General features: G+C 64.4%; 18 protein-coding genes and 2 pseudogenes. 13 read left to right on the top strand and 7 right to left on the bottom strand.

Annotated features, from left to right (window positions below):
• Nucleotides 1-13: 13 nt before the first annotated feature.
• Together ACQP2D_RS35930 and ACQP2D_RS35925 are read left to right on the top strand one after the other, a co-directional pair.
• Nucleotides 14-343, top strand: coding sequence for a plasmid stabilization protein (locus ACQP2D_RS35930; RefSeq protein ID WP_433680367.1), 330 nt, complete (start codon nucleotides 14-16; stop codon nucleotides 341-343).
• A 38-nt stretch (nucleotides 344-381) separates the two neighbouring features.
• Nucleotides 382-840, top strand: coding sequence for a CinA family protein (locus tag ACQP2D_RS35925; protein WP_433680366.1), 459 nt, complete (start codon nucleotides 382-384; stop codon nucleotides 838-840).
• A gap of 26 nt (nucleotides 841-866) precedes the next feature.
• On the opposite strand, the gene ACQP2D_RS35920 is transcribed toward ACQP2D_RS35925, so the two are convergent.
• Nucleotides 867-1706, bottom strand: coding sequence for an SDR family oxidoreductase (locus ACQP2D_RS35920; RefSeq protein WP_433680365.1), 840 nt, complete (start codon nucleotides 1704-1706; stop codon nucleotides 867-869).
• Between the two features lie 514 nt (nucleotides 1707-2220).
• Here ACQP2D_RS35920 and ACQP2D_RS35915 point away from each other — a divergent pair.
• From ACQP2D_RS35915 to ACQP2D_RS35875, 9 genes and pseudogenes are all read left to right on the top strand, one after another.
• On the top strand, nucleotides 2221-2847 hold the full coding sequence (locus ACQP2D_RS35915; RefSeq protein ID WP_433685865.1) for a PAS and ANTAR domain-containing protein: 627 nt from the start codon (nucleotides 2221-2223) through the stop codon (nucleotides 2845-2847).
• 164 nt (nucleotides 2848-3011) lie between these two features.
• On the top strand, nucleotides 3012-4253 hold the full coding sequence (istA, locus tag ACQP2D_RS35910; protein ID WP_433680364.1) for an IS21 family transposase: 1242 nt from the start codon (nucleotides 3012-3014) through the stop codon (nucleotides 4251-4253).
• Nucleotides 4253-4942, top strand: a pseudogene (istB, locus tag ACQP2D_RS35905) (IS21-like element helper ATPase IstB); the annotation flags it as partial. The gene istA and the pseudogene istB, both read left to right, overlap by 1 nt.
• An 84-nt stretch (nucleotides 4943-5026) precedes the next feature.
• The gene (locus ACQP2D_RS35900) at nucleotides 5027-6148 is read left to right on the top strand and encodes a site-specific integrase (RefSeq protein WP_433685688.1); all 1122 of its coding nucleotides are present in this window, start codon (nucleotides 5027-5029) and stop codon (nucleotides 6146-6148) included.
• A 1408-nt stretch (nucleotides 6149-7556) separates the two neighbouring features.
• Nucleotides 7557-7907: pseudogene (locus tag ACQP2D_RS35895) on the top strand (hypothetical protein); the annotation flags it as partial.
• Between the two features lie 30 nt (nucleotides 7908-7937).
• Nucleotides 7938-8399, top strand: a complete 462-nt coding sequence (locus ACQP2D_RS35890; RefSeq protein WP_433680363.1) for a hypothetical protein — start codon at nucleotides 7938-7940, stop codon at nucleotides 8397-8399.
• Nucleotides 8389-8973, top strand: a complete 585-nt coding sequence (locus ACQP2D_RS35885; RefSeq protein WP_433680362.1) for a DUF6262 family protein — start codon at nucleotides 8389-8391, stop codon at nucleotides 8971-8973. Before ACQP2D_RS35890 ends, ACQP2D_RS35885 begins: the two co-directional genes overlap by 11 nt.
• The gene (locus ACQP2D_RS35880) at nucleotides 8877-9161 is read left to right on the top strand and encodes an ATP-binding protein (protein WP_433685864.1); all 285 of its coding nucleotides are present in this window, start codon (nucleotides 8877-8879) and stop codon (nucleotides 9159-9161) included. The genes ACQP2D_RS35885 and ACQP2D_RS35880 overlap by 97 nt, the downstream gene beginning before the upstream one ends.
• A 302-nt stretch (nucleotides 9162-9463) precedes the next feature.
• The gene (locus ACQP2D_RS35875; protein ID WP_433680361.1) at nucleotides 9464-9964 is read left to right on the top strand and encodes a hemerythrin domain-containing protein; all 501 of its coding nucleotides are present in this window, start codon (nucleotides 9464-9466) and stop codon (nucleotides 9962-9964) included.
• Nucleotides 9965-10271: 307 nt separating this feature from the next.
• Here ACQP2D_RS35875 and ACQP2D_RS35870 read toward each other — a convergent pair whose 3' ends face one another.
• Complete coding sequence (locus tag ACQP2D_RS35870) at nucleotides 10272-10427, bottom strand: DUF6131 family protein (protein ID WP_433680360.1); 156 nt, start codon at nucleotides 10425-10427, stop codon at nucleotides 10272-10274.
• Nucleotides 10428-10761: 334 nt separating this feature from the next.
• Here ACQP2D_RS35870 and mbp1 point away from each other — a divergent pair, with 334 nt between their 5' ends.
• Together mbp1 and ACQP2D_RS35860 are read left to right on the top strand one after the other, a co-directional pair.
• Nucleotides 10762-11007 carry a microaggregate-binding protein 1 gene (mbp1, locus tag ACQP2D_RS35865; protein ID WP_433680359.1) on the top strand — a complete coding sequence of 82 codons (246 nt, stop codon included), beginning with the start codon at nucleotides 10762-10764 and terminating at the stop codon, nucleotides 11005-11007.
• A gap of 840 nt (nucleotides 11008-11847) precedes the next feature.
• Entirely contained in the window at nucleotides 11848-12642 is a 795-nt protein-coding gene (locus ACQP2D_RS35860; RefSeq protein WP_433680358.1) for an SDR family NAD(P)-dependent oxidoreductase, read from the top strand.
• Nucleotides 12643-12820: 178 nt separating this feature from the next.
• Here the strand turns inward: ACQP2D_RS35860 and ACQP2D_RS35855 are convergent, their stop codons facing one another.
• From ACQP2D_RS35855 to ACQP2D_RS35835, 5 genes are all read right to left on the bottom strand, one after another.
• Complete coding sequence (locus ACQP2D_RS35855; RefSeq protein WP_433680357.1) at nucleotides 12821-13117, bottom strand: hypothetical protein; 297 nt, start codon at nucleotides 13115-13117, stop codon at nucleotides 12821-12823.
• 872 nt (nucleotides 13118-13989) lie between these two features.
• Nucleotides 13990-14148 carry a hypothetical protein gene (locus ACQP2D_RS35850; RefSeq protein ID WP_433680356.1) on the bottom strand — a complete coding sequence of 53 codons (159 nt, stop codon included), beginning with the start codon at nucleotides 14146-14148 and terminating at the stop codon, nucleotides 13990-13992.
• A gap of 64 nt (nucleotides 14149-14212) precedes the next feature.
• Nucleotides 14213-14491, bottom strand: a complete 279-nt coding sequence (locus ACQP2D_RS35845; protein ID WP_433680355.1) for a hypothetical protein — start codon at nucleotides 14489-14491, stop codon at nucleotides 14213-14215.
• A 74-nt stretch (nucleotides 14492-14565) separates the two neighbouring features.
• A complete protein-coding gene (locus ACQP2D_RS35840) occupies nucleotides 14566-14994 on the bottom strand; it encodes a hypothetical protein (protein ID WP_433680354.1) in 429 nt (142 codons plus the stop codon).
• Between the two features lie 242 nt (nucleotides 14995-15236).
• Nucleotides 15237-15431, bottom strand: coding sequence for a hypothetical protein (locus ACQP2D_RS35835; protein ID WP_433680353.1), 195 nt, complete (start codon nucleotides 15429-15431; stop codon nucleotides 15237-15239).
• Nucleotides 15432-15476 lie beyond the last annotated feature (45 nt).

Here is a 15476-nt window from a genome sequence, read left to right as displayed (position 1 = left end):
GGAGGTGATCGGCATGCCGAAGGCATGGTCGGACAAACAGGAACGGCAGTACCGGCACATCAAGGATTCGGAGAAGGATCAGGGCGCGTCGAACCGGCGGGCTGAGGAGATTGCGGCGCGCACGGTGAACAAGAACCGGGCGCAGTCCGGGGAGTCCAAGACCGCGAGCCGATCCTCGGTGCAAGACAAATCGCCGCAGCAGCGTGGTGGGCAGCGGTCGGGCACCCATCGGCCTAAGGGGGCCACGCGTGACCAGCTGTACAACGAAGCCAAAAAGCGCAACATAGACGGCCGTTCGAAGATGAACAAGGACGAGCTGGCAAAGGCGCTGGGCCGCAACTGAGTCGTGATCGGCGCCGGGCGACATGTTGGAGGGATGGTGTGTCGGCAGCGGGTGAGCTCGCTGAGCGGGCTGAGCGGTACGAGCTGACAGTGGCCGTCGCCGAGTCGTTGACCGCCGGAAACATCGCGGCATCTCTTGGCGCGGAAGAACATTCGGCAGTGTGGTTTCGTGGCGGGATCGTCGCGTACACGACGGAGGTCAAACAGCGGGTACTCGGCGTTCCCGATGTACCCGTGGTGTCCGAAGCCGCGGCCGTCGCGATGGCCAAGGGCGTGCGTTCCCTGATGGAAGCGGATCTGGCAGTGGGCGTCACCGGTGTGGGTGGGCCAGGCCCCCAGGAGGGCGAACCGCCCGGTTCGGTCTGGTTCGCCCTCGCCACGCGGCGCGGCACGGTGGCCAGTCACCGCCGGTTCGACGGCGGACCGCAGCAGGTGGTCGACCAGACAGTGCAGCACGCCGTCGAATTGTTATTGGCGGCAATCGAAGCGCCGGACTGAGTCGAAGCCGGCGACAACAAGCCCATTCACAGAATCGGTCTGCCCCCGGTGACGGCCACGCGTGCGCCCGAGATGTAGCTGCCCTCATCGGAGGCGAGTAGCACATAGGCTCCAGCGAGTTCGGCCGGTTGCCCAGCCCGGCCGAGTGGGGTGTTCTCACCGAAGTGGGCGACCTTGTCCACCGGCATCGTCGAAGGAATCAAGGGCGTCCAGATCGGCCCGGGCGCGACGCTGTTGACCCGAATCCCCTTCTCTCCCAACAGTTGTGCCAGGCTCGCGGAGAAGTTCGCGATGGCCGCTTTGGTTGCTGCGTAAGGCGCCAGCGTCGGGGAGGGCATATCGGAATTGACCGACGAACTGCCGATGATCGATGATCCCGGCGGCATATGCGGCAGCGCGGCGCGCACGAGGTGGAAATACGCCCCGACATTGAGCCGGAATGTGTAGTCCCATTCCTCGTCAGTGATTTCGGCGAGCGTGTGGTGGGTCATCTGATAGGCGGCATTGCTCACCAGGACGTCGATCTTGCCGAATTCGGCCACCGCACGATCGATAACGGACCGGCAGTGCATCGGCTCGGCCAGATCGCCACTGACGAGGACACACCGCTGACCGGCCTGTTCGACCAGTTCGGCGACCCGTTTGGCGTCGTCGTGTTCATCCAGATAGGAAATCAGCACGTCGGCGCCCTCGCGGGCGTAGGCGATCGCGACGGCGCGCCCGATACCGCTGTCACCGCCGGTGATCACCGCCACCTTACCGGTCAACCGGCCGGACCCGCGATAGCTGCGCTCACCACAATCGGGCACCGGCGACATCTGATCCTGACGCCCCGGCGGTGTCTGCTGCTGTTCTGGAAATCCCATGGTCGGTCATCCTTTCTGTGGAACGTAGGGGGCCGACCGCCCGCCGATGCTGATCACCCATTCGCTCGCGAAGACGGTGAACAGGGCTACGAGCTGCGACGGCGGCGGTCACATGCCACTGACCGAGAGCCGATGCGTGCCAGCTCAGGATCCAATGCGTGGGAGTCATCCATCAGGATTCCTCCCTTCCTGGTCTCGGACGCTCTCGCGGAACGGATACCCGAAGCCGGGCGAGCGAACCAGCGGCACCGGCCCGTTGGTGCACGCCCGCGCCGGGGGACCGAAGCGAGTGCACGAATTCACCTCCGGTGTAGTGCGCGGAACCCGGTCGAACTCCGCACGGGAGACGGATGGCTCAGCGCCCGAGACAGGTCCGAAGTCGCCCGCGGCATGATCGGCGCGACCGAACCCACCGTCGGTGTTGCTGTCCGGGCGGCAGCGCCGAGCGGATACTTAGGAGGTGAACGAGATAGCAGTCAGCCAACCGGCCGCGGCTGATGCGGTCGACCAGGCCATCGGCGGTGCTCCGCAAACCGTCGGCAGTTTCCGATTCTGGTTCGCCGATCAACGCTGGGAATGGTCAGACGAAGTCGCCGCGATGCACGGCTATGCCCCAGGCACCGTACAGCCGACCACGCAAATGCTGCTGGCGCACAAACACCCCGACGACCGCGACCACGTGGCCGAGTCCATCACCTTGGCCGCGCAGACCGGCGAGCCATTCTCGAGCAGACACCGCATCATCGACACCGCGGGCAGAGTCCACGAGGTGATAGTCGTCGGCGATCGCCTGCTCGACGAGTTCGGAACCGTGGTCGGCACCGACGGCTACTACATCGACCTCACCGCAACTCTCGCCCAACAGCGACAGGCCGCCCTCGATGAGACCCTGCCCGATCTGCTCGAAGCGCGCGCGGTCATCGAACAGGCCAAAGGCGTGCTGATGCTCGCCTATGCCATCACCGCCGAACAAGCATTCCGCGTACTGATCTGGCGATCACAGGAAACCAACACCAAACTGCGCGAGCTGGCCGCGCAACTGATCGTCGAACTACCCAGCGTGGGCGCGGCCCCGCCACACCGGCGCACCCAACTCGACCATCTGCTACTCACTGTGCACCAACGGATCGCACCAATCTGACGCGCTGCGCTCCCCATCCGCGTCTGGGCGCGAATAACATTGTGACACAGTAGTTTACGTTATCCAGCAATTGAGCAGGCAACGTCGACGCCAGTGTCGCGTCCGGCTGAATACTGACCCTCTGATTCCGGGTGAATTCTGACCCACCTGTGAACGATCATGAGGTGTTGAACGTGGAGGACTGGGCGGAGATTCGCCGGTTGCATCGCGCCGAGGGGATGGCGATCCGGGCTATCGCTCGGCAGATGAAGGTCTCGAAGAACACGGTCAAGAAGGCGTTGGCTCCGCATGCGCCGCCGCAGTATCAGCGCAAGCCGGGCGGGTCCGCGGTGGATGAGTTCGAGCCGCAGATCCGTGCGTTGCTGACGGAGTTTCCGAGTATGCCGACGACGGTGATCATGGAACGTGTCGGCTGGCAGCGTGGCCGGACGGTGTTCTTCGAACGGGTGCAGCAGTTGCGGCCGTTGTTCCAGCCGGTGGATCCGGCGTCGCGCACTGAATATCAGCCCGGCGAGCTCGCGCAGTGCGACTTGTGGTTTCCGCCGGTGGATGTCCCGTTGGGGTTCGGACATGTCGGTCGGCCACCGGTTTTGGTGATGGTATCGGGTTATTCGCGGATCATCGCCGCGACGATGATCCCGACGCGCCAGAGCCCGGACCTGTTGGCCGGGCATTGGGCGTTGATTTCCGGGTGGGGCCGGGTTCCTCGAATACTCGTGTGGGACAACGAATCCGCAGTCGGTCAATGGCGCGGTGGCAAGCCGCAGCTGACCGAGACGATGAACGCCTTCCGCGGATCGCTGGGCATCAGGGTGATCCAGTGCCGGCCCCGCGACCCGGAGGCCAAAGGGCTCGTGGAGCGGGCGAACGGCTATTTGGAGACATCGTTCCTGCCGGGCCGAATATCCACTGGCCCAACCGATTTCAACACCCAGCTCGCTGACTGGCTGATCAAGGCCAACCAGCGTCACCATCGCCGGTTGGAATGTCGTCCGATCGATCGCTGGGAGGCCGACCGGCGGTCGATGCTCGAGCTGCCGCCGGTGGATCCGGTGGTCGGCTGGCGGTTCACCACCCGGCTTCCCCGTGATCATTACGTCCGCCTGGACTCCAACGACTACTCGGTGCATCCGGCCGCGATCGGTCGACGCGTCGAGGTCCGCGCCGATCTCCATGAGGTGGTGATCAGCTTGGCCGGTGCCGAACTCGCTCGGCATCAACGCTGTTGGGCCGATCACCAAACCCTCACCGATCCCGACCACGCGGCTGCGGCCGCTGACCTGCGCAACGCCCGGCGCCTAGTCGCGGTCCCCGCGATCGACACCGATGTCGAGCACCGAAACCTCTCCGACTACGACCGCATGTTCGACCTCGACGAGGCGAGCAGCAGCGAGGGAATCGCCTGATGGCCACCAAGACCGCAACGAACGGTTCACGCAACGTTGCCTCCGAAATCGCCTATCTTGCAAGGGCTCTCAAGGCTCCGACGCTCGGCAACGCCGTCGAGCGCCTCGCCGAGCGCGCCCGCGCGGAGAGCTGGAGCCACGAAGAGTTCCTGGCCGCCTGCCTGCAACGCGAGGTCTCCGCCCGCGAATCCCATGGCGGCGAAGGGCGCATCCGCTCCGCGCGGTTCCCGTCCCGGAAATCGTTAGAGGAGTTCGACTTCGACCACCAGCGTTCCCTCAAACGCGACACCATCACCCATCTGGGAACCCTCGATTTCATCACCGCCAAGGAGAACGTCGTGTTCCTCGGCCCACCCGGAACCGGCAAAACCCATCTGTCGATCGGACTCGGGATCCGCGCCTGCCAGGCCGGACATCGTGTCGCGTTCGCCACCGCCGCGGAATGGGTCTCCCGCCTAGCTGAGTCTCACCACGCCGGAAAACTGCAGGCAGAGCTGATAAAGCTCGGCCGGATTCCGCTGATCATCGTGGATGAAGTCGGCTACATCCCGTTCGAATCCGAGGCCGCCAACCTGTTCTTCCAGCTCGTCTCGTCCCGCTATGAACGGGCGAGTCTGATCGTCACCAGCAACAAACCCTTCGGCCGATGGGGCGAGGTTTTCGGCGACGACGTTGTCGCCGCCGTTATCTGACCATCGGTTCCCTGTGTCTATGACGTCCAATCCTTGCGGGTGACGGCGCCGAATCTGCTGTGGTGGACAGCAGGGTTCACCATGCCCAGGACGGGAGACGGGGTGCGGGTTCAGCGGGTGGTGATGCCCTCGGGCGAGGAGTCGGCGACTGTTTTGGCCGGCGGGTTGGTGGTGGAGTCGGTGGACCGGTTTCTGGCGCATCTGACCACGATCGATCGGTCACCGAACACGATCCGCGCCTACGCTCACGATCTGCGTGACTACTTCGAGTTTCTGGAATGCCGTGGGCTGCAATGGGATCGGGTGGTATTGGAGGATCTGGGCCGGTTCGTGGCCTGGTTGCGGCTACCGGAGAGTGCTCGCGACGGGCGAGTGGCTATGTTGCCCTGGGCTGAGGCGAATCTTGCTGCGGCGACAGTCAATCGGAAACTTTCGGCGTTGGCGTCGTTTTATGAGTTCCATCAGCGCCACGGTGTGGGCCTGGGCGAGTTGCTGACCCGGTGGCGGCCCGGACGGCGCGGTGGATCGTGGCAGCCGTTCTTGGCGCATCTGGGTGCGCGGCCGGAACGGCATCGCGCGATCTCGCTGCGGGCGGAGCGACGGCCGCCGCGAGAGCTGACCCAAGCCGAGATGACCGCCTTGATCAGCGCATGCGACCGGCTGCGCGACCGGTTCTTGCTGAGCCTGCTGCGAAGCACCGGTCTGAGGATCGGTGAAGCGCTGGGTCTGCGGCACGAAGACATTGATGCCCGTCGTCGGCTGATCGCGGTCCGGCCCCGGGTGAATGTGAACCGAGCACGAGCGAAGACCTGGTCGAGAGAGGTCCCCGCCGAGGCGGCCTTGTTCCGTCTCTATAGCGATTACCTGCATGAGGAATATGGGCTGCTCGATTGCGACTACGTGTTCGTCAATCTCTGGGGCGCTCCGGTCGGAGCGCCGATGAGCTACGCCAGCGTCGACCGGCTGGTGCGTCGGCTGCGAACCCGAACGGGAATCATGTTCTCGCCCCATCTATTTCGTCATTCTTACGCTACCGGTTTACTTCGTCGCGGCGTCGCCGCCGAAGTGGTGCAGAAGCTGTTGGGTCACTCGAGCATCAGCGTCACCGTCGATACCTACTCCCATCTGAAGATCGAAGACGCCCGCCGGGCATTGGCTGCCGCCGGGTTCCTCGACACCCCCGCCATGGAGACGAGCGAATGACCACGTTGCAGCCAATCCCGGACAGCGGCAACGTTTCCGGAACGAACGTGGCTGATCGACTGCGTCCCCGGTTCGCGCAGCCGGTGATCCTGGTCCACCCTGACGACCCGGTGATCGGTGGACCCGCATGCATGGTTCCGGTCTGCGAACGGCAGGCCGTGGTGCTGGGCAAGTGCTCGGCGCACCACCGGCGCTGGAACGACGACGGCCGCCCGGCCGACGTCGGCGCCTGGGCCGCCGCGACGCCGGCGAATCGCCGCTGGTTGCAGCAGCCGCGCAAGTGCGCCATCACGACCTGCCGCCGCAGTGGCCGCGAGAAGGGACTGTGCCATTCCCACTTCAGTCGCTGGGACAACCGGGGCCGCCCCGAGCTGGCCGAATGGATCACCGACGGCGGCGGAGGCCCAGAGTTGCCGGCCGCGACCGGATGCCGGTTCCCCGACTGCGGCCTGGACGCCGAGGGTGAGGCGGGATTGTGTGATCACCACCGCAGCCGGTGGATTCGTGCGGACCGGCCACCGCTGTCATCCTGGCTGATCAGCTGCTCTACTTTCGGGCAGGACCGATTCGATCTGCGTCCGTTACCGGTCCCGATGCGGCACGAGATCGCCTACGCGATCCAATGCCGCGTCGACGAACGCCGCACCCAGACCCGCCCGCATCAGATCCGGCGGCTGCTGCGCGCACTGCCGGGCGGCGGCGTCGCTTCGCTGCTGGATCGCGCACCTGATTCCTGGATGAGCTATCTCGGATTCTCCAGCGAGCGCGGCTACATCGAACGCCGGTTCCTGCTGGATGCGATCGGCTACCTGCACGATGTCATCGACGGCACCGGCTGGGACACGGAGTTCCCGCGCGATGTCTGGCTGCTGCGCAGACTCGGCTTCCCCGGCCGGGACGCGCAGTTCCGATTCACCGGCATCGAGCCGATCTGGTTGCGACAGTTGACCAAACGCTGGGCCCGCTGGCGGTTGTCGACGGGCATCGTGGTCGGCACCGTCGCTGCCGATATCCGCGCGCTCACCCTGTTCGCCCAATCGTTCCCGGTCCTGCACCGCGGCCCCGAAGCGCTCACCCGTGAACTGGTCGAGGTCCACCTGGCGCACCTGGCCGACCGGTTTCCCAACCCGAAAAGCCGCACCAGCCAGATCAGCAGCCTCGCTGGTCTGCTGCGCGCGGCCCGCCAGCACGGCTGGGAACCCCGCCTGGCACCGCAGGTCGATCTGTTCGCCGAGGACTATCCCCGCCTGATCGCCGGCGCACCCAGAGCATTGTCGGAGGCGGTGATGGCACAGCTGGAAAACCCGACCAACCTGGACCGCTTCGCTGACCCGCGCGGCCGGCTGCTGGCGCGGATCCTGATGAGCACCGGACTGCGCGTCGGCGACGGCAGCCGACTGCGCCTGGACTGCATCGTCCGGGACAACCAGAACGCGCCATACCTGCGTTACACCAACCACAAGATGCGCCGCGACGCGTTCGTCCCCATCGACACCGAACTGGCCGAGGCGATCACCCTCAACAGCAGGCCGTCCTCGCCGAGTTCGACGACCCAGAATATCTCCTTCCACGCCCGACCCGGAACCCCGACGGCAAGCTGCCGTTCAGCACCGCCACTTTCCGAGGCGAACTCCTGGAATGGTTACGCACCTGCGATATCCGCGACGAACTCGGCCGCCTGGTCCATGTTTCTCCGCACTGCTGGCGCCACACTTTCGGAACCCGACTGATCAACAACGAGGTCCCGCAGGAGACCGTCCGTCGTCTTCTCGATCACGATTCCCACGCGATGACCTCTCACTACGCCCGGCTCTCGGACAAGACCATCCGGCAACAGTGGGAACGCGCCCGCAAGGTCAACATCGCCGGCGAGCAGCTGGCTCCCGACACCGGGCCGCTCGCCGAGGCCGTCTGGATGAAGAACAATCTCGCCCGCGCGAAAATGGCTCTGCCCAACGGCTATTGCGCGCTGCCCGTGCAGCAGAAGTGCGAATTCGCCAACGCTTGTTTGACATGTCCGGTTTTCGTTACGACCCCGGAGTTCCTGCCGCAGCACCGCCACCAGCTCGAACAAACCCGAGCGCTGATCAACCAAGCCGACCACAACGGTCACCAGCGTCTGGCCGAGATGAACCGCACCGTCGAGAAGAACCTGCTCGCCATCATCGATGGCCTCACCACACCCGGCAGCTGCTGCAGCACCGGGAAATCCTGCACCTGCACCGGAAACGGCGACTCGCATGCCTGCTGACCCCAACCGACTCGCCGAGCACGCCCGCCGACGGCATCGCGAAACTCTGCAACGCGCCGAGCAGACCCTCACCGAACTGGCCGACGCCGGCCAACCGGTGACCGTCGCACGGCTGGCCGACCGAGCCGGGGTGTCGCGGTCGTGGATCTACACCCAACCCGCATTACAGGAGCGGATCAATCAGCTGCGCAACCGCCAGGCCAGCTCGGACCTTGTCCGCGACACCGTCACCCGGGCCAGTGACGATTCGATCCGCCAGCGGCTCGCCCTGGCCCACGAACGAACACGCGAGCTGCATGCTGAGAACCAGCAGCTCCGTGACGCGCTCGCGCACACCCACGGCCAGCTCCGCGTTGCGCGCCTCGGCACCGACGGCCAGCAGTTGGCCGAACTCGGCGAACTGCTGCAGCTGTTGCACGACTGGCTCGCTGCTGACCAAGCAGCCCGCGTCAGCCTGGACACCTTCATCGGCGCCCCCTGCACCTCGCAGCGCCTGCGCGAGAACCTGATCCGATTCGCCTATCTACTCGGCCAATTCGACCAACCACCATCCCCAACTACCGAAGCCCAGTAATCGAAGACACCTGTCCACGACGCAAATGCGCTGGTCAACAACATAATTTAGCAGTCGGGGCCGAGATAAGCGCCGCCATGATCGACCGCCTCGTCCACCACGCCGAAGTCATCTCGATGAAGGGAGACAGCTACCGACTCAAGGACCGAGACCTCGGCCGCGTCCCCGCGGCCAAAACCAACGACTAACCAACCAAAGGTGGGTCAGCCTTCGCCCGGACAGAACGGGTCACGATTCGACCGACGTTGACAGCCAGATGCGGTAAACGCTCAGAGCAGAGCCAATTGAGGTCGGATAACGCGTCGGCATTGCACGCGGGTGACCTCGAATGATCCAGCCGCATATGTGCATCACGTGTGGATGCACCGGCGAGGTCATTGCCCGGGTAATCGACTTTTGCAGCGAGGCCGCTGCGGCGGTTTCGATTCTGTTTTTGCGGGCACGCCTGGCACAGGTCCATCCCACGAGTGTTCGAGCCTGAGGAGTTGCGGTGTCTACTGATGCAATCGTCTTGTTGCGCGAAGACCACAAGGGGATCCGGAAACTGTTCCGTGATTTCGAGAAGGCGGGCGATAGCGCGCACGCTCTGAAAGGACGGCTGGTCGACAAGATCATCGAAGCGTTGACCGTGCACACCTATCTGGAAAACGAGTGCATGTATCCCGCGGTGCGCAAACTGGTGCCCGATCTGGAAGACGACATCCTCGAATCCTATGAAGAGCATCATGTCGCCGACGTCCTCGTGATCGAGTTGGCGGCGATGAAGCCCGAAGATGAACGTTTCACCGCCAAAGCCACCGTGCTGATCGAAAGCGTCGATCATCATATCGACGAGGAAGAGGGCGCCTGGTTCCCGAAGGTGCGCGAGCAGTTGGGGCGTAAGCAGCTTCAGGAGATCGGTGCCCAGATGATCGAGTTGCGGAAGAAGGCACCGCGATCACCCGCGCGGCCTGCGGCCTTGAAGAAGGCGCTCGATTCGATGACAGCGTGACGGGCGCTAGCTGTACCCATCCGATAATTCGCGCTGTCCCGTTGTGGCATGCGAGGCCGGCCTGACGGTTCGGCCGGTTGGAAGGGGATTCCAAGGTCTTCGGTGTGCGGCCATGCGACGTATACGGCTGCTGGTCTCGTCGACGCCGCCGAGGCTCTCAATAGTGAGGTGCGTTCAGCGGCCGCAAACCCGCTGAACCTCCGCTGAACGCGTCCCTGCCCTGCCCAGCAGTGCGGCGGGAAGGAAGCCGTAGCTCACGTGAAGACCCCCGGCGGGACACGGCGGGTTGCGGTGGATCGGAAGAGGCTCAGTAGTAGTGGCGTCGGCCCCCGACGGCGCGGCCCATGGACCCCAATGCCAGCAATACGAGCCCGATGACGAGGACGATGATCCCGAGGGTCCAGAGGATCGGGATGCTGAATATGAATCCAACGACGAGAAGGATGATTCCGAGAATGATCATGGCTAGCTACCTGGTTTCGCGGCGGTAATTCGAGGGCCGCCAACAAACCCTCCGGTGCTGGTATCGATCATGTGCGCAACGCCAGCACCGGTCACTGCGCCCATCCAACCAGGGCCATCGGAAGAGAATCCCACTGTGCGCCGCTGCCACATCGGATCTACCTTCGTCTGCACCAACCCCTGCTTGCCCGCGGTACCCAGGAAGAACCCTGGCAAACAGCTCGCATCTGCGGCGTACCGAATTTTCGTCGCAAGTGTTTCGGCGGTGGTTCAACTGGCGGGAGCGGGGTAAGCGGGCGGTGTCAGCCGATCAGTCGAATATGAGAGGTAGACCCATGGCCGAGCACAAGAGCGGTCCCCGCGAAGGCGCCGAAGGCGTCGTGGAGGACGTCAAAGGAAAGATCAAGGAAGCCACCGGAGCCGTCACCGGCCGCGATGAGCTGCGGGATGAAGGCCGCGCGCAGCAGGACAAGGCCGAATCCCAGCGCGACGCCGCACGCAAGGAGGCGGAGGCCGAAAAGGAGCGCGGCGAAGCAGCCACGCACGAAGCGCGGCAGCGCGCCCATCAACGCGGCGAGTAGCGGATCGCAGCCGCTGTGCGGCTGGGCCATTGAGTTGAATGCAGCGCACTATTCAAGGAGACGATGGAGCTATGTCCAGCAAAAATCTATCTGAAGAGCCCCAATCGGAGCGGGGAGCCAAAGGCTCGCGAGATAGCGGGTCGGATACGCCGGGCGGTGGATCGGCGGATCGCCCGGCCGGCACATTCGACCAAGAAGAAGTCACTTCAACACGCGACCACAACCCGACGGAAGAAAACACCGGCACGACCGGGACCGTCCCTCCGGGAGACGCGGAGCCGGCCGTACCGCCCTACGAAGGCCGCCGAACAAGCGCCAATTGAATTTCCGCCAGCAGTGCGGGCGGGGGGCACCGGCGCCAATACCGCAGGCGCTGTACAACCGGGTGAGCGACGCGAAGTTCAAAGCACCTGCCCCCGATGACACTCCCGGAGGGGCCACCATCTCCCCGGCCGACGAGCAACCCGCGTCGCAGGCCCCGGAATCGGGTACTGGGGCCATCAGAGCGGCGTAAGCAGAGCCGAGGACCGGCCCCGCGAATCCCGACCGCAGTGACATTCGACGAGGACGAGTATCTGGCTACTTAACGCCCTCGACAGTGCACGGTCTGCTTCGGTTGTGGGTCGCTCCCGTCGCGGGCAATTCCACGAAGTGCCCGCTTGCGCGCACCAGCGGCCGCAGACTCCACGTGTCGGGTTTGCGGTTCCTCGGTGCTGTTCCAGGGCTGTGCAGACGATGGTGTCGACACCGAATTCTTTGCGCGCCAATGCCTACCGTGGTGCTGGACTTGCGTGGCGCAGGCGTGCTGATTGAGTCACCGATGGTGGGTATGCGAACGGTATGACTGATACGCGCCCCCTTGCCCTGGTTACCGGAGCATCCAGCGGAATCGGGCTGGAACTGGCCAAGCAGTTCGTTGAGCACGACTACGACGTTGTGATCGCCGCCGAGGACACTGCCATAGAGATCGCTGCCGACCTCCTGCGCCGCCCGGGGGTGCAGGTGCGTGCGGTCCAGGTGGACCTACGGACATTCGACGGCGTGCGGCAGCTGTACTCGGCGGCGACCGAGGACGAACGGCCACTCGATGCGGTCGCCCTCAATGCCGGAATCGGGCGTGGTGGTTCCTTCGCCGATACCGATCTCGATGCCGAGTTCGACATCATCGACCTCAACGTGCGTTCGACGGTGCATTTGGCAAAACTCGTCCTCGGCGACATGGTCCGCCGCGATACCGGTCGCCTGTTGTTCACGTCCGCGGTCACATCGTTGATGCCAGGCGCTCGGCAGGCGGTATACAACGCGTCGACATCCTTCGTGCAGTCCTTCGCCGAGGCGTTACGCGAGGAAGTTCGCGACACGGGAGTCACCGTGACGGCCCTGATGCCGGGACCGACGGACACCGACTTCTTCCGCCGAGCCAAAATGCTCGGCACCGCGTTCGGGCGCGGACCCAAGGATGACCCTGCCGATGTGGCCCGCCAAGGTATCGACGCCCTGCTGGGCGACAAAAAGAAGGTAGCCGCAGCTTCCCTGCGTACCAAGGCGACGGTGACGGTCGGCCACATCCTGCCGGATTCGGTGAAAGCCATCGCCAACCGAGTCATGTCCGCGCCGCTGCCCCACCGGAATTGAAACTGTGGAGTTTTCGTGCGGTTGCGTCGAAGTAGTCCCTGCGCGGCTCGCTGGGCACTGCGGGCCGCACCGCGCGTGGTTGCTGCCAGCGCCTGTACCACCAACATCATGAAGGTTTCGAGCGGCGCCATCGTTTCGGACGCTGGCGCTGCCGGGGCACTATGTCATCGGAGTCGGTTCATTGGCTGGTGTTCTCATCCTGCTGGGCAAGGACGAAGCCGCCTTGGCCGTGTGGGTCTCGCCCGGTGTCGAGGATCTTGTCGTCCAGGAAAGCGGCGGCCTGCTCGTCCAGGAAGACCCGTGCTCCCTGGGCGGTCACGACCTGGTCTTGCTCGTCCGGTCCTGCGGTGACTGCCATCTGCAGCGTCTCGGCGCCGTCGGTCGTAGAGATTCGCAGCCCGGCATCGATCGGCGCGTCCTCGCCGGAGGTAATAGTGCGAACGGCCTCGATCGCAGTGGGGGTAAGCAGCAACATCCGTCTGGTTCCTTCCGCTGTCGTGAAGCACCTTCTTGGATGGGTCAGGTCGTCATCGAGATTCCCCTCCAGCGTCCGCATGATTCGAGGTAGAGATGTCTGGAGGCATTTCGTGGATCGAACGTCCCCGGTAATAGTCGCAGATCGCGTGTTGCCCCGCTGACAGATTCGACCTGCAACCTCTCCTGGCTGGAGTTGCTGGCCTGCGAGCGGCATCGGCGCGGGTATTGCGACCGTGCCCGCGCGAGCCGGTACCCGGATGCCGGCGAGTTCACTCCGAACCGCTTCGGAACAACCCCGGCTGCCGTACTCGGAGGTGACCTTGGCTGAGCAGCGTGTTCGTGACCTCCCGCTCGTATCCGAGCCGCTGGTATCCCGGCAGCCACTTCTAGCAGCCGGACAGTCTGTGCAACAGCTGATCACGACGTCTGCGGGCCATGGTCGGAGGGAAAATTCATAGATCTCTCGGCGCGCAATGGCATTCCCCGACCCGGCGGTCCGCGCCGATCGCCGAACCCTCGCTGTTCTTCCTTAACGCCTGCACGCTTCGCACTCCCCAAGAGCCATCCGGGGCGTACGCCCTGCGGCCGGCGCTGTACACACATTCGAGCCCGACTAATTCTGCGGCATCAGAACACATCCCTTCGAGGTCGCGCGAGACCGAGGTTCCGGTCCGAACAAGCTCCTGAATCAGGTTGTGGTTCAATATATTTCCGATCGGCTGCACAAGCTTCTCGGCGGTCGGGTCCGACAACATCGAGGCCGCACCGCCGCAGGGGCACGCCGGTGACGAGTTCACGGCATGAGTCCGGCGATCATGGGGATCGGGAGCCCGGGCCGGGCCTGGTGCACCTACCAGGAGCCCGCACTGGTCAACGCCGGAGTTGCCACGGGAAGGCAGCGGCGACAGTGTCCCGGTCTCGGATGGCGTCGCGCCAGTGCAATAGGTGCGTCAGGAACGGGTGTGGGTACTGCTGCGCCAGCCCGGACAGCGCGGCACGGCCGGTGCTGGCCTCCCGTTCGATCGACAAGCCGAGCTCATCGGGCAGCACCGGATTCGTGACAGATTGCGCAGGGCGCCGGGCTCTTGGCGGCCTAGTCGTTGCGGAATAGGTCGGCCCGGTGGTGCAGACGCTGAGAGAAGCTCTCGGTCCACGCCGCCGTTTCGCTGTCGTCGTCGTGCGACGAGCCCCGAGGTGGGACGTCACCGGGTACTAGCAGCGGCCGCGACGCGCGAGGCTGAAGGGCGACCAATCGTGCGATGCGGGCGAGGTAGTCGGGCACGCTCATGCCCGCGCACATGGCCGCGTCACACAACTCTGCCCACTCGGTGTCGTCCACGGTCACCGTTACGGTGACCTCCTTGGTCGCCATACATGCACACAGTAGACCCCGCGCTCACGATGCGGGTTCGGCTCGGCGACTGTGCGGACGTCTGTTGTCATCGGCTATGACTCCAGTGAACGCAGGTAGTTGCCGAAGAACGCGTGTAGCACTTGTGGTGGGTAGATCGCGAGTTGCTGTTGATCCGGGTGAGCGACGAGCAGGACTTTGTCACCGATGTCCAGGTCTGCTTGGCGTCGTTGCCGGAAGGGGATGCGGAAGTAGGCGCTGGTGACGTGTGCGGTGCCGAGATCGGTGTGGTGGACGAGCAGGATGCAGTCGTAGTAGCAGCGGATTCCGAGGCGGGTGCCGCTGGTCCAGTCGAGGGCGTCGAGTACTGCTCGGTCGTGGATGCGTCCGGCGGTGCCGATGGTGCACATGCTGTAGACGATGCCGGGGTCGCTGGGTGTGGCGACCTGTCGTGGTGCGGTGCGTATGGCGTGGATGAGTTCGTGGACGGGTGTTTGTGGTGGGATGACCGGTGCGATCAGCACGACAGCCACCACCTTCCGGCGGCACCGGGATGTTCCGGTTGTGTGTGTGCTCAATTCCAGTGTGGGCCAAGTCATTACCTCCATGGTCGAGGCACTCGACCGCGCGGCCCAGGTCGCGGTCAGCCACACCGTCGGGTGCGTGAACGATTCGGGGGTATTCGATCATGGTCGCGCGCGAGCACGCTGCACAGTTTGGCGTGTGTCTGCCTCCGAGGCAGGCGTGGCGCCCACGGCGAGGCAGCCTACCTCGACGATGCGAATCCATCTTCGTCGTGGCGAGGTTCTGCGCGCCCGGATAGCCGATGCTGGTTCCGATAAGCGCCGACGAACTCGAACAGCGGTTGTATCGGTTGATCTCGGGAGCGGTTTTTGGTTCGCATCAGCAGTGCGAGACCAACGAATGTTCCAATCAGCACCAGTGCGGCGATCTCGGCCATGATGAGTGCTCCTCCATGGGAGCGGCGCGATATTTTTATTCGCGA

The organism is Nocardia sp. CA-119907 (assembly GCF_050955995.1).
In the GTDB taxonomy this organism is placed as follows: domain Bacteria; phylum Actinomycetota; class Actinomycetes; order Mycobacteriales; family Mycobacteriaceae; genus Nocardia.
This window is presented reverse-complemented; position numbering and strand designations above follow the sequence as displayed.